This window comes from Nocardioides aromaticivorans (genome assembly GCF_013408525.1).
In the GTDB taxonomy this organism is placed as follows: domain Bacteria; phylum Actinomycetota; class Actinomycetes; order Propionibacteriales; family Nocardioidaceae; genus Nocardioides; species Nocardioides aromaticivorans.
Genome location: NZ_JACBZM010000001.1, coordinates 98,892 through 111,395 on the forward strand (window position 1 = coordinate 98,892; position 12,504 = coordinate 111,395).

The 12,504-nt window shown below is 72.9% G+C and carries 12 protein-coding genes; 5 read left to right on the top strand and 7 right to left on the bottom strand.

Translation table 11 applies throughout. The annotated features are described in order from the left end of the window. The first annotated feature begins 251 nt into the window (after nt 1-251). The 3 genes from BJ993_RS00450 to BJ993_RS00460 are packed head-to-tail and all read left to right on the top strand — an operon-like array spanning nt 252 to nt 3,099. Entirely contained in the window at nt 252-488 is a 237-nt protein-coding gene (locus BJ993_RS00450; protein WP_179647337.1) for a hypothetical protein, read from the top strand. A 35-nt stretch (nt 489-523) separates the two neighbouring features. Beyond that, nucleotides 524-1,540 (top strand): alcohol dehydrogenase AdhP, encoded by a 1,017-nt coding sequence (adhP, locus tag BJ993_RS00455; protein ID WP_179647338.1) that lies wholly within the window; start codon nt 524-526, stop codon nt 1,538-1,540. A gap of 41 nt (nt 1,541-1,581) precedes the next feature. Beyond that, nucleotides 1,582-3,099, top strand: coding sequence for an acyl-CoA carboxylase subunit beta (locus tag BJ993_RS00460; RefSeq protein WP_308645433.1), 1,518 nt, complete (start codon nt 1,582-1,584; stop codon nt 3,097-3,099). Between the two features lie 10 nt (nt 3,100-3,109). Here BJ993_RS00460 and BJ993_RS00465 read toward each other — a convergent pair whose 3' ends face one another. The 6 genes from BJ993_RS00465 to BJ993_RS00490 form a co-directional block, all read right to left on the bottom strand. Further along, entirely contained in the window at nt 3,110-4,183 is a 1,074-nt protein-coding gene (locus BJ993_RS00465; protein ID WP_218864571.1) for a YeiH family protein, read from the bottom strand. 43 nt (nt 4,184-4,226) lie between these two features. Next, on the bottom strand, nt 4,227-4,838 hold the full coding sequence (locus BJ993_RS00470) for an RBBP9/YdeN family alpha/beta hydrolase (protein WP_179647340.1): 612 nt from the start codon (nt 4,836-4,838) through the stop codon (nt 4,227-4,229). After that, nucleotides 4,835-6,127, bottom strand: coding sequence for an MFS transporter (locus tag BJ993_RS00475; protein ID WP_179647341.1), 1,293 nt, complete (start codon nt 6,125-6,127; stop codon nt 4,835-4,837). The genes BJ993_RS00470 and BJ993_RS00475 overlap by 4 nt, the downstream gene beginning before the upstream one ends. An 11-nt stretch (nt 6,128-6,138) precedes the next feature. Further along, nucleotides 6,139-7,191, bottom strand: coding sequence for a beta-keto acid cleavage family enzyme (locus BJ993_RS00480; RefSeq protein ID WP_179647342.1), 1,053 nt, complete (start codon nt 7,189-7,191; stop codon nt 6,139-6,141). Nucleotides 7,192-7,253: 62 nt separating this feature from the next. Next, complete coding sequence (locus BJ993_RS00485; RefSeq protein WP_179647343.1) at nt 7,254-8,156, bottom strand: TauD/TfdA dioxygenase family protein; 903 nt, start codon at nt 8,154-8,156, stop codon at nt 7,254-7,256. Between the two features lie 36 nt (nt 8,157-8,192). After that, nucleotides 8,193-9,176: a quinone oxidoreductase family protein gene (locus BJ993_RS00490; RefSeq protein WP_179647344.1), complete on the bottom strand. Its 984-nt coding sequence runs from the start codon at nt 9,174-9,176 to the stop codon at nt 8,193-8,195. Between the two features lie 121 nt (nt 9,177-9,297). Here BJ993_RS00490 and BJ993_RS00495 point away from each other — a divergent pair, with 121 nt between their 5' ends. Together BJ993_RS00495 and BJ993_RS00500 are read left to right on the top strand one after the other, a co-directional pair. Beyond that, nucleotides 9,298-10,287 (top strand): AraC family transcriptional regulator, encoded by a 990-nt coding sequence (locus BJ993_RS00495; RefSeq protein ID WP_179647345.1) that lies wholly within the window; start codon nt 9,298-9,300, stop codon nt 10,285-10,287. 72 nt (nt 10,288-10,359) lie between these two features. Then, on the top strand, nt 10,360-10,803 hold the full coding sequence (locus BJ993_RS00500) for a DUF1003 domain-containing protein (protein ID WP_179647346.1): 444 nt from the start codon (nt 10,360-10,362) through the stop codon (nt 10,801-10,803). Here BJ993_RS00500 and BJ993_RS00505 read toward each other — a convergent pair. Further along, nucleotides 10,774-12,357: a GAF domain-containing sensor histidine kinase gene (locus BJ993_RS00505; protein ID WP_179647347.1), complete on the bottom strand. Its 1,584-nt coding sequence runs from the start codon at nt 12,355-12,357 to the stop codon at nt 10,774-10,776. The two genes, BJ993_RS00500 and BJ993_RS00505, sit on opposite strands and share 30 nt — an antisense overlap. Between the last annotated feature and the right edge of the window lie 147 nt (nt 12,358-12,504).

Below are 12,504 nucleotides of genomic sequence, written 5' to 3' on the forward strand. Positions count from 1 at the left end.
GTCGGCGACCCGCATCGTCCTCACCTCGCCCCGACCAGCAGGTCCACGGCGTCGCGACTGAACGATGGGATGTAGGTGGTCACGGGACGAGCATCGGTGTGCCGGGGAGGCAGGCGGCAGGGTCCCGAGCCCGTCCTCACCGGGACGAAGGACCTGCGGGCCCGCCGAGGTTCCTCCCGGCTCGGGACCTTTGGCCCTCCGAACGAGACCTCCGCGGGGAAAGGGTGGACCGGGAAGCGAAGGAGGCCCCGATGCCCGACTCCCGAACCTGGCGGCAGGCCCGCCAGGACCTGGCCGACCGGCTGATCCTCGAGTACGCCGGTGCCGTACCCGCCGGGCAGGTGCTGGCCGCCGTCCTGCGGGTCGAGCGGCTGCTCCAGGGCTGCCAGCCGGACCCGCTCCGGCGCATCGCCCTGTGCGAGGACCTGATCCGGCACCGCCTCCTCGAGCACACGGCCGGTCGGCACCTCACCCCGGTCGCCTCGTGACCCCACCACCCACCCGTCCGCACCCGGAGACCCCCATGAGAGCAGCAGTCGTCCACCAGTTCACCGAGCCGCTGTCCGTCGAGGAGCGCCCCGTGCCCGACCCCGGACCGGGGCAGGTCCTGGTCCGGATCGAGGCCAGCGGCCTGTGCCACACCGACATCCACGCGGCCCACGGCGACTGGCCGGTGAAGCCGGTCCCGCCGTTCGTCCCCGGCCACGAGGGCGTGGGCACGATCGAGGCCGTCGGTCCCGGCGTCACGGTCCGTTCCGTCGGCGAGCGCGTCGCGCTGCCGTGGCTCGGCCACGCCTGTGGCCGGTGCGACCACTGCGTCGGCGGCTGGGAGACGCTGTGCGAGCAGCAGCAGAACACCGGCTACTCGATCGACGGTTGCTTCGCCGAGTACGCCGTCGCCGACGCCGCGTACGTCGTCCCCGTGCCCGACGCCGTACCCAGCATCGATGCCGCGCCGCTGACCTGCGCAGGCGTGACCACCTACAAGGCGGTGAAGGTCGCCGGCGTCACCCCCGGCGAACGCGTCGCCGTCTACGGCATCGGCGGGCTCGGCCACCTCGCCGTGCAGTACGCGCGCCTCGTCGGCGCCGTCGTGATCGCCGTCGACGTGGACGACGCGAAGCTGGAGATGGCCCGCGAGCTCGGCGCGGACCATGTGGTGAACGCCCGCACCAGCGACCCGGTCGCGGCGGTGGAGGCCCTCGGCGGCGCGGACGTCGCGATCGTCCTCGCCGTGTTCCCGACCGTCTTCGAGCAGGCGATGGCCTCGTTGCGCCGGCGCGGCCGCCTCGTGTGCGTGGGCCTGCCGCCCGAGACCGAGGGCCCGATGGCGCTCCCGATCTTCCCGACCGTGCTCAAGGGCATCTCGGTGATCGGATCCATCGTCGGCACCCGCCAGGACCTCGCCGAGGTCTTCGACCTGCACGCCCGCGGCCGGACCCGGGTGATCACCGAGACCCGCAAGCTCGACGAGGTCAACGAGGCGGTGACGGACGTGCTGGCCGGACGGACCCCGGCGCGGATCGTGCTCGCGCCCTGATCCGCGTCCGGCCGTGCGCGGCCATGGGTGAGGATGGGCCCGTGACCGACGACAGCCCCACCGAGACCCCCGCCCACGGCCTCACCGAGGTGCTCGCCCGCCGTTTCCTCACCACCGACGAGGCGCGTGCGGACAAGGTCGCGCGGTGGCACGCGAAGGGACGCCGGACGGCACGGGAGAACATCGCCGACCTCGTCGACGCGGGCTCCTTCGTGGAGTACGGACGCTTCGTCACCGCCGCCCAGGAGCAGCGCCGGCCGCTCGCCGAGCTCGTCGTCGAGGCTCCGGCCGACGGCATCATCGGGGGCACGGCGACCGTCGACGGTGTCCCGTGCGCGGTCCCCTCCTACGACTACCTCGTCATGGCCGGGACGCAGGGCATGCGCGGACACCGCAAGTCCGACCGGCTGATCGAGGTCGTCGGCCGGATGGGGCTGCCGACCGTGTTCTTCACCGAGGGCGGCGGCGGTCGCCCGGGCGACGTCGACCTCCCGCTGGTCTCCGCGCTCGACGTCGGCTCGTTCGCGCTGTGGGGCGAGCTGCAGGGCGTCGTGCCGCGGATCGCCGTCGTCTCCGGCCGCTGCTTCGCCGGCAACGCCGTGATCGCCGGCTGCGCCGACCTGCGGATCGCCACGCCCGACGCCAACCTCGGCATGGCCGGTCCGGCGATGATCGCCGGAGGCGGGCTCGGGCAGTTCGCCGCGGAGGACATCGGCCCGGTCTCCGACCAGGCCGCCAACGGGGTGCTCGACGTGGTGGTCGACGACGAGGCCGCAGCCGTCGACGTCGTACGACGCCTGCTCGGCCTGCTGCACGACCCGGACCTCGGAGCGGGCGGCCCGGGAGCGGATCCCGCCGCGCTGCGGACCATGCTGCCGGAGAACGACCGCGAGGCGTTCGACGTGCGGCCCGTGGTGGAGGCGCTGGCCGATGACGACTCCGTGATCTGGCTCCGCGACGCCTGGGCGCCGGAGCTGGTGACCGCGCTCGCCCGGATCGACGGGCTGGCCGTCGGCGTCGTCGCCAACCAGTCGACGGTGCTGGCCGGCGCGCTGACCGCCGACGCCTCCACCAAGGCGGCCGACTTCCTCGACCTCTGCGAGCGCTGGCGGCTGCCCGTCGTGTCGCTCGTCGACACCCCCGGCTTCATGGTCGGTCCCGACGCCGAGCGCACCGGCCTGGTGCGCGAGGCCTCGCGGATGGTCACCGCCGGCGCCCGGCTGACCACACCGCTCGTCGGCGTCGTGCTGCGCCGCGGCTACGGCCTGGGTGCGCAGGCGATGCTCGGTGGCAGCACCCACCGCCCACTGTTCACGGTCGCCTGGCCCGGCGCCCACCTCGGCGCGATGGGGCTGGAGGGCGCCGTACGCCTGGCCCTCGCGCACGAGCTCGCGGCGCTGCCCGCGGACGAGCGCGAGGCCACCGTCGTCCGGCACACCGCCGAGCTCCGGGAGCACGCGAAGGCCCTCAACGCTGCGCGGGTGTTCGAGATCGACGACGTGGTCGACCCGGCGGAGACGCGCGCACTGGTCGCGGCGACGATCCGCCGGGCCGGCTGAGGCGGGACGGTCAGGGCGCCCCCACGACGAGCACCCCGGCCAGCGAGAGCCCGAGCACGAGCACGGTGCCCAGGCCACCGGCCAGCACCAGCGAGCCGCTCCCCCGCAACAGCGAGCCGATCCGGACGCTGGCGCCCATCCCGAACAGAGCTGCGGCGAGCGCGGCGGTCTGCACCTGGGCGATCGGCTCGAGCAGCGCGTCCGGGACCAGGCCGGCCGTGCGCAGTAGCGCGCACCCGAGGAAGCCCAGCACGAAGAGCGGCACGAGCGGCGGACGTCCCCCGGTCGCCTGTTCCTCCGACCTCATCCGGCGCCCGGCGCTCACCACCGCGACCACCGGGGCGAGCAGGAGAACGCGGGTCAGCTTCACGACGACAGCGACGCCCAGGGCCGCGGCACCGGCCGGTCCGGCGGCGGCCACGACCTGACCGACCTCCTGGATGCCCGCGCCGGCCCAGACGCCGTACTCGGTGGCGGACAGGCCGAGCGGCGCCTGCAGCACCGGCAGTGCCACCATGGCGACGGTCCCCCACAGGGTGACCATGGCGATCGCGGCGGTCACGTCTTCGTCGTCGGCGTCGGCGGTCCGTTCCATTGCGGCGATCGCCGACGCGCCGCAGATCGCGAAGCCCGTCCCCAAGAGGAGGCTGCGGGCCGGACCGATCGCGAGCCGGCGGGCGAGCCAGGTCGTGACGACCAGCGTGCCCACCAGCGTGAAAGCGGTGACGGCGAGGACCGGCAGGCCGAGGTCGGCGACGGCGGCCAGTGAGATCGAGAAGCCCAGCAGAACCACGCCCATCCGCAGCAGGCGCCGCGTCGGGCGCCCGAGCGAGCCGACCACGACCGGAGGCAGGAGCCGTGCGTTGGCCGCCACCACGCCGAGTGCCACCGCCCACGTGAGCACCCCGACCTGCGGCACCAGCCGGTGCACTCCGAAGGCGACGACCACACCGGCGACCAACGCCATCAGCGCGGCCGCGCCGTCCGGAAGGCGCGACCGGTCACCCGCACCGGCCTCCGGAGCGGGTACGACGACGGCGGTCACCGGACGCGCGCCGTGGGTCGCGAGCGCGTGGCGAGCCACGCCATGAACGCCGTGGTGAAGGCGTGCCAGCTGCCGGGGCTCGTCATCGGGCCACCCCCGCGGCACGGTCGACGAGATCGTTGACGAGCTCGTCGAGCAGCTCCTCGGCCCGCGGCCACGGGCCGAAGCCCGAGGCGGGGTTGAGGTGCCCGACGGCGCCGAGCACCTCGAGCCGGCAGCCCCACGCCTCCGCGAGCGTGGTGACCCGGTCGAGGTCGCCGATCGCGTCGGTGGTGCTGGCCGCGACGACACCCGGGAAGGGCAGCGGTCGCGTCGGCACCGGCGCCCAGCCGCGGTCGGCGAGCTCGGCGAGCGAGGGGTACTCCGCACCGAGCGGCGAGACCAGGTCGGGCGGCGTCGCGAGCAGCGCGCCGACGACACGCTCCGCGGTGAGCGGGTGGCGACGGGCCCAGTGGACCGTCGTCACCACACCCGCACTGTGGGCGACGAGCACGACCGGCCCGTCGACCGTCTGGACGGCGGCCTCGAGCGCGGCCACCCGCTCGTCGAGGTCGATGTGCTCGCGCCCCAGCAGCGGCAGGGTCACGGCGGTCTCGCCGCGGTCGGCCAGCCGGTGGCCGAGCCAGGTCTGCCAGTGGGTGGGTGCCGGGCCGCGCAGACCGGGCACGATGACGACGGTCGGGCGCGTGCTCATCGGACGACCTCGATCGCCTGCACCCGGGCCAGGCTCGACGGGTACGACGCCCGGCCGGCCACCAGCAGCACGATCGCGATCGCGCCCGCCACCGGCAGGGCGGTGAACGCCGACGACAGCCCGACCCGGTCGGCGAGGATGCCCATCACGATCGGTCCGGCCGCCAGGCCGAGCAGGTTGTTCGCGAGGGTCAGCGTGCCGAACGCTGTCGCCCGGATCGGCTCCGGCGTCAGGTTCGCCACCATCGCCGTCGCGGGGCCGGCCGTGCCGGCGCAGAAGAAGCTGCCCACACCAATCAGGGCCAGCTGCGCCGCACCGGTGTCCTGCCGGAAGGCCAGCCAGAGGGCGACCAGCGTGACCGCGGCGTACCCGATCGAGGTCGTCCACTTGCGGATCGGCAGCGTGCGGCACAGCCGGTCCGTGAGCGCGCCACACACGATCATCCCGGTGCCCATGACCAGGAAGAACCCGGCCGCGGCGACCGCCGCCTTCTCGATCGACAGGCCGTAGCTGCGGTGGAGGTAGGTCGGCAGCCAGCCGTAGAGCGAACCGGCGACGAACAGTTGGACACCGCTGGCGAGATAGGCCAGCAGCACGGCGGGGGTCGAGAAGAGATGGCGCATCGACGGACGCGGGACGTCGTCCGCCACCGGCTCGGCCGTGGCGTGGCGGTGGGCGGCGAGCCGCTCCTCCGACACCATCACACGGTAGAGCGCGACCAGCACGAAGCCGATGACGGCCATCGCGACGAACGACGCCCGCCAGCCGAGCCGGTCGGCGACGATGCCACCGATCGCGACGCCCAGCACGGCGCCGTACACACCGCCGGCCATGAACGCACCGCTGAGGGCGGAGCGCCGGTGGGCCGGGAAGACGGCGAGCACGACCGCGAGCCCGACGCTGCCGAAGGCGGCCTCGCCGACACCGAGCAGCACTCGCGCGGCCATCAGGTGGCCGTAGCCGGCGGCGACCGCGCACCCGAGGTTGGCCAGGCTCCAGACCAAGCCCATGACCAGGATGCCACGGACCCGGCCGAAGCGATCACCGAGGATCGACAGCGGGACGGCGAGCACGCCGACCGCGATCGCGACGACACCGGTCAGGGTGCCGAACTGGGTGTCGGTCAGGCCCCACTCGGCCTTGAGGAGGGGGAACACGGCCGCCAGCACCTGGCGCGACATGTAGTCGCTCAGCAGCAGGCCGAAGGTCAGCGCGAAGACCACCCACGGGAAGGCCCGGGAGGTCGCGCTCGTCGCGGCAGGAGGACGTTCGGTCGTGATGACAGCCATGATCGTCCCCTTCAGGCGTGGAAGGTGAAGCCGGTCTGGCCCGGCTTGCGGTTGGGGGCGTAGCCGAGCTTCGCGAGCGTCTCGTCGACCGAGCCGTAGGTCTCGCCGAGCTTGTACATCTCACGCGCCTCCTTGCCGGTGGCGACGGGGCGGTCGAGCTCGGCTGCGATGCGGGTGAGCTGTTCGATCTGCTGGACCGAGGTGATCTTCTCCCGGCGGCGGCCCCAGATGGTGTCCTCGTTGCCGACCCGGGTGTGCAGGCCCAGTGCGATCGCGACCGTGCTGACCGGCAGCACGCTACGCATCAGCGTCTCCAGGGTGAGGTTCGCGCCGTCGGGCACCCGGCGGACGAACTCCAGCATGTTGTAGGGGTTCGGGCCGTCGAAGCCGCCGCCGATGCCGACCCAGGTGACGTTGAGCGGGCCCTGGTAGACCCCACGCCGGATCAGGCGCTCGACCGTCTCGAGCTGGGCGATGTTGGCGAGCTGGAAGTGCGGCTGGATGCCGTTGGCGGTCAAGCGGCGCAGGTGCTCGGCGACCCACTCGGGGCCGGCCGGGACCACCATCTCGCGGTAGGCGTCGGCGAGCTCGGGACGCGACAGCGACGTCCCCCGGACGTCGTCGTCGGTCATCAGCTCCATGATGTTCATCTGGTTGGTGTTGATGGCGATGGTGACCTGGTCGGGCGCCGGATCGAGGGTGGCGAGCATGTGCCGGGCCTCGTCCTCGAGCCACTTGGCGTCGGCGCCCTCGCCCTCCGGGGCGAAGGAGATCGAGCCGCCGACCTGCAGGATCATCTCCGGCACCGCCTCGCGCAGCCGGCCGAGCAGCTCGTTGAACTTCGAGAGCCGCTTGGAGCCCTTGCCGTCGAGCTCGCGCACGTGGATGTGCAGCACGGTGGCGCCGGCGTTCCAGCAGTCCACGGCCTGCTGGACGTGCTGGTCCATCGTCAGCGGCAGGTCCTCGGGGAAGTCGGCCGGCTCCCACTCGGGGCCGTAGGGGGCAGCGGTGATGACCAGCGGGTCCTGGTTCTCCGGGAAGAGGGCGTCGTCGTGGAAGTACATGGCGGTTCTCCTGACTGGTGGGTGCGGATGCGTGTTGGGGGGAGGGGGACGGGAGGTGGAGGTCAGAAGGTCCGGTCACCGACGATGCCGGCGCGGTCCATCTTGCGGATGGCCGGCCAGTAGTCCTGGACGGCGTAGTGCTGGGTGTTGCGGTTGTCCCAGATCGCCACGCTGTTGCGGGTCCAGCGCCAGCGCACCTGGTACTCCGGGACCGACGCCTGGCGGACCAGGAAGTTGAGCAGCTCGCTGGCGCCGGGGCTGTAGTCGTGGCCGAAGCGAACCCGCTCGGCGGTGTGGAAGTTCACGAAGTGGGTGGTGAAGGCGTTGACGAACAGGACCTTCTCCCCCGTCTCCGGGTGCGTCCGGACGACCGGGTGCTCGGCGTCGGGGAAGCGCTCCTTGAGCGCGAGCCGCTGTCCCAGCGGCATCGCGGCACCGAAGGTCGACTGGATGCTGTGGCTCGCGCGCAGGTCGGCGATCTGCTCCTTGACCTGCGCGGGCAGCCGCTCGTAGGCCTCGACCATGTTCACCCAGATCGTGTCGCCACCGACCTCGGGCGTCTCCACGCAGCGCAGCACGGAGCCCATCGGCGGGCACTCGCGCCAGGTGGCGTCGCAGTGGAAGGCGTTCTCGTACTGCTCGGCCGGGCTGTCGAGGTCCTTGTAGATCCGGACCAGTCCCGGGTACTGCGGGTCGCTGCCCGCGACCGGGTGGTCCTCGAGCGGCCCGAACCGCTCGGCGAGCGCGACGTGCTCGGCGCGGGTCAGGTCCTGGTCGCGGAAGAACAGGACCTTGTACTGCAGCAGCAGGTCCTTGATCTCGGCGAACAGCTCGGGGTCCCGTGAGGCCCGCGCGAGGCTGAGGTTGCGCAGCTCGGCCCCGATGCTCGCGGTCATCGGCAGGACCTCGATGGATCCGTGCGCCAGGCGGCCGACGGTCGCCTTGCGTTCTGCGGTGATGGTCATGGTGCTGTTCCTCTCTGTGTACGACGACCGGGTCGGTCAGCTCTCGAGCACGAAGACGGACGAGCCGACGCTCCGGCCGGACTCGAGCTCGATGTGCGCGTTGACGGCGTCCTCGAGCGCGTAGCGCTGGTTGATCTCGACGGTGATCCGGCCCGAGCCGACGAGGTCGAAGAGCTCGCCGGCCAGCTCGGCCCGCTCGGCGGGGTCGAGGATGTAGTCGGCGAGGGCCGGGCGGGTGACGAAGAGCGAGCCCTTCATCGCCAGCTGCAGGGCGTCGATGGGCGGGATCGGCCCCGACGCGGTGCCGAAGCAGACCAGCAGCCCGCGGCGGGCCAGCGAGTCGAGCGACTGCTCGTAGGTCGTCGCGCCGATGCTGTCGAAGACGACCGGGACGCCGGCGCCGTCGGTGATCTCACGGACCCGGGCGGCGACGTCCTCGCGGGTGTAGACGATGGTGTGGGCGCACCCGTGGGCGCGGGCGACGGCAGCCTTCTCGTCGGTCGACACCGAGCCGATCACGTGGATGCCGAGCTCGCGGGCCCACTGGCTGAGGATCAGCCCGACGCCACCGGCGGCGGCGTGCAGGAGCACGGTGTCACCGGCCTCGAGGCCCGGCGCGATCCGGCGCAGCAGGTAGGCGGAGGTGAGGCCCCGCATGGTCATCGCGGCCGCGGTCTCGAACGAGATCGTGTCGGGCAGCTTGATGAGCGGGACGGTGTCCATGACCCGCTCGGTGCTGTAGGCACCCAGCGGGCTGCCGGTGTAGGTCACCCGGTCGCCGACGGCGAACTCGCAGACACCGGCGCCGACGGCCTCGATCACACCGGCCGCCTCGACGCCCATGCCGGCGGGCAGCGCGGCCGGGTAGTAGCCGGTGCGGAAGTAGGTGTCGGCGAAGTTGAGGCCGACGGCGTGGTGCCGGACGCGGACCTGGCCGGGGCCGGGCTCGCCGACCTCGATCTCCTCCCACTGGAGGACCTCCGGACCGCCGGTCTGGTGGAAGCGGATGCCCTTGGCCATCGCTGCGTCTCCTTCGTTCGGGAATGTGACGCAGGCAACGCTAGGGACGAGAATCGGCGATTGCTTTACGGATCGGGACAGATGCCTTACCTTTTCGGGACATTCAGGAGAGGCAGGTCACATGCAGCCGGAGGTCCGTGCCGCGTCCCTCCATGGGTACGTCGACTTGGCCACCGGTCTCGGCGCCGACGCCGCGGCGCTGGTGGCCGACGCCGGGCTCGACATCGCGTCCCTCGCGACGCCCGACCGATGGATTCCTGCCGCCGGGGCCGCGCGGCTGCTCGCCACGACGGCGGAGGCCACCGGGCGCGCGGACTTCGGGTTGTTGATGTCGCAGCGGCGTCGCCTCTCGACGCTGGGCCCGCTGTCCGTCGTACTCAGGGAGGAGCCGGACGTCCGCTCCGCCCTCGGGCTGCTCCTGCGCTACGAGCGCAGCTACAACGAGGCGCTGCACCTGGAGGTCGCCGAGGCGGGTGGCCTGGCGACCATCCGGCTGCGCTTCGACGCCGGGCAGCCGGTCCCGACCGAGCAGACCCTCGACCTCGCCACCGCCGCGGTCGTGGGCATCCTGCGCACCTTCCTCGGCGACGACTGGCAGCCGCTGTCGACCTGCTTCGCGCACCCCGCGCCCGCGGACCTCACCACGCACCTCGGGCTCTTCGGCGAGCGGCTCCGCTTCGACCACGAGTTCGCCGGGTTGGTGGTCGGCTCCGCGGACCTCGACCGTCCCAACGCCTCGTCGGACCCGGCCCTGCGCCCCTATACCCAGCAACTGCTGTCGACGCTGCCGTCGGCGCGCGCCGAGTCAGCCGTCGACCAGGTCCGCGAGCTCGTCGAGCTGCTGCTCCCGATGGGCCGGGCCTCCGTCGATCAGGTCGCTCGCAGCCTGGGCGTCGACCGTCGTACCCTCCACCGGCACCTGGCCGGCCACGGCGAGACCTACACGTCCGTGCTGCACGCCGTGCGGCGCCGGCTCGCGGAGCGCTACCTCGCGCAGGGGCGCCAGTCACTCACCGACATCTCGGGCCTGCTCGGGTTCACGGCCCCGAGTTCCTTCTCGCGCTGGTTCCGTGAGCAGTACGGCGTCGCGCCGCGCGACTGGGCGGGCTGAGGGCCGAAGGTCCCCCGTGCCGGGGCCCGTGGCCCGTGCCGCAGCCCGCCGGGCCGTCCTAGCGTGACGGCCATGCCCGAGTCGTCGCCCACGCGTCGCACGCACCCCGGCGTCGAGCGCTACTTCGCCCAGCGGTCGGAGGACTGGCAGGCGCGTCTCGCCGACGCCATCACCGCGTTCGCCGGGTCCATGCCCTTCGTGTGGCTCCACGCGGGCGCGTTCCTGCTCTGGATGCTCGTGGCCGAGCGGACCCCGTGGCCGACGCTGACCCTCGTCGTGTCGCTGGAGGCGATCTTCCTGTCGACCTTCGTGATGATCGGCCAGAACCGTCAGGCGGAGGTGCAGCGGGCGAAGGCCGACCACGACTTCGTGGAGCAGGAGCTGGAGCTCAAGGACAACACCGAGCTGACCCGCGAGATCCACCGGCTGATCGCGGAGCTGCACCGGAGGGTGGTGCTGGAGGAGACCAGCCTGGTCGACCAGGGTTCAGCCGCGTGGCACGTCCCAGACCAGTGAGGTTCCCTTGCCGGGCGCGGACTCGACGACGAGCCTCCCCCCACGCTTCTCGGCACGGGTGCGGATGTTGGCCAGCCCGCTCTCGGCGACCGAGCCGTCCATGCCGCGGCCGTCGTCACGCACCGTGAGCACGATCCGCTCGCCGGCCTCGAGGACCACCTCGACCGCCGACGCCTCGGCGTGCCGGCTGGCGTTGGACAGTCCCTCCGCCAGCACCGCGAGCAGGTCGGGCGCGAGCTCGGCGGACACGAGGGTGCGGACCGGTCCGTCGAAGCGGAGCGACGGGCGGAACTTCAGCGTCGCCGCCGCCCGCTCCACCAGCCGGGTCACCTCGGCCTGGACGTCGCCGGCCGTCTCCAGCGAGCTGAGGCCGAAGATCGCGCGCCGGATGTCCTTGATGGTGGCGTCGAGGTCGTCGACGGCCTGCTCGAGCCGGGCCGCTACCTCGGGCTTGTCGACCATCCGGGTGGTGCCCTGGAGGCCGAGGCCGACCGCGAAGAGCCGCTGGATGACCAGGTCGTGCAGGTCGCGCCCGATCCGGTCGCGGTCCTCGAAGACCTCCAGCCGGCGCTGGTCCTCGCGCGCCTCGGCGAGCTGGAGCGCCAGGGCGGCCTGCTCGGCGTAGGCCGCCACGAGCTGGGTGTCGAGGGTGTGGAAGACGTCCTCACGGTCGCGCGTCCACGCCAGCGACAGCGTGCCGCTGGCACCTGCCGCGGGGGCGAAGGCGACCTCGAGGACCGGACCCCGCTGGTCCTCGGCGAGCCGGACGCCGTCGTACCCGAGCGTCGTCTCCTCGCCCGGCTCCCCCAGGGTCACCCAGGCCGCGTCGGCCTCGGCCACCTCGCGGGCACGTCTCGCGACGGCCGCGCACGCGTCGGCCTGCGTACCGGGGTCGGCGAGCTCGGCGGCGATGCCGGCGGTCGCCCTCGCCCAGGCCTCGCGGCGCGCCGCCTCCTCGTAGAGCCGGGCGTTCTCGATCGCGACGCCGGCGGCCGCGGCCAGCGCGACCACGACCTCCTCGTCCTCGGCGGTGAAGTCGCCGCCCCCGGCCTTCTCCGTCAGGTAGAGGTTGCCGAAGACGCGGTCCCGGATCCGGACGGGGACCCCGAGGAAGGAGCTCATCGGCGGGTGGTTCGCCGGGAAGCCGTACGACGCCGGGTGCTCCGCGATGTCGTGCAGCCGCAACGGCTCGGGGCGGTCGATGATCAGGCCCAGGAGGCCGTGACCGGTCGGCAGGTCCCCGATCTCGGCGGCGAGGTCGTCGGAGACGCCGTGGTGCACGAACGTGCGCAGCCGGCGCTGTCGTCCGGCGCTCAGCACGCCCAGGGCGGCGTACTGGGCGTCGACCAGCCGGCTGGCGATCGCGACGATGCGGGACAGCACGCCGTCGAGGCTCAGGTCGGCCGAGATCGTGACGACCGCGTCCAGCAGCAGCTGCAGCCGGGCCTGCTGGTCGAGCGCACCGTGCATCCTGTCGAGGACGGCACGGACCAGGTCCTCGAACTCCACGTCGTCGAGGCTGCCGCCGGAACGTCCGTCGTCCGTGCTCTCCATGCGTCGCGCTCCTGTCCCGTAAGCCCGTTCGCGCACGCTAGCAGCGCCGTGCGGCGGAGGGGGCCGAAAGGCCTGCTCCGGCGGGACCCACGGACCTGCCGCGAGCCGCACCCCGCGGACGACGATGGGAGCGTCCCCACAGCAGGA

Bases quoted from the DNA above. Each gene is read 5' to 3' on its own strand.
- adhP (WP_179647338.1), top strand. From the start codon at position 524: ATGAGAGCAGCAGTCGTCCACCAGTTCACCGAGCCGCTGTCCGTCGAG.
- BJ993_RS00475 (WP_179647341.1), bottom strand. From the start codon at position 6,127: ATGGCTGTCATCACGACCGAACGTCCTCCTGCCGCGACGAGCGCGACC.
- BJ993_RS00505 (WP_179647347.1), bottom strand. From the start codon at position 12,357: ATGGAGAGCACGGACGACGGACGTTCCGGCGGCAGCCTCGACGACGTG.
- BJ993_RS00485 (WP_179647343.1), bottom strand. From the start codon at position 8,156: ATGACCATCACCGCAGAACGCAAGGCGACCGTCGGCCGCCTGGCGCAC.
- BJ993_RS00470 (WP_179647340.1), bottom strand. From the start codon at position 4,838: ATGAGCACGCGCCCGACCGTCGTCATCGTGCCCGGTCTGCGCGGCCCG.
- BJ993_RS00480 (WP_179647342.1), bottom strand. From the start codon at position 7,191: ATGTACTTCCACGACGACGCCCTCTTCCCGGAGAACCAGGACCCGCTG.
- BJ993_RS00450 (WP_179647337.1), top strand. From the start codon at position 252: ATGCCCGACTCCCGAACCTGGCGGCAGGCCCGCCAGGACCTGGCCGAC.
- BJ993_RS00500 (WP_179647346.1), top strand. From the start codon at position 10,360: ATGCCCGAGTCGTCGCCCACGCGTCGCACGCACCCCGGCGTCGAGCGC.
- BJ993_RS00490 (WP_179647344.1), bottom strand. From the start codon at position 9,176: ATGGCCAAGGGCATCCGCTTCCACCAGACCGGCGGTCCGGAGGTCCTC.
- BJ993_RS00495 (WP_179647345.1), top strand. From the start codon at position 9,298: ATGCAGCCGGAGGTCCGTGCCGCGTCCCTCCATGGGTACGTCGACTTG.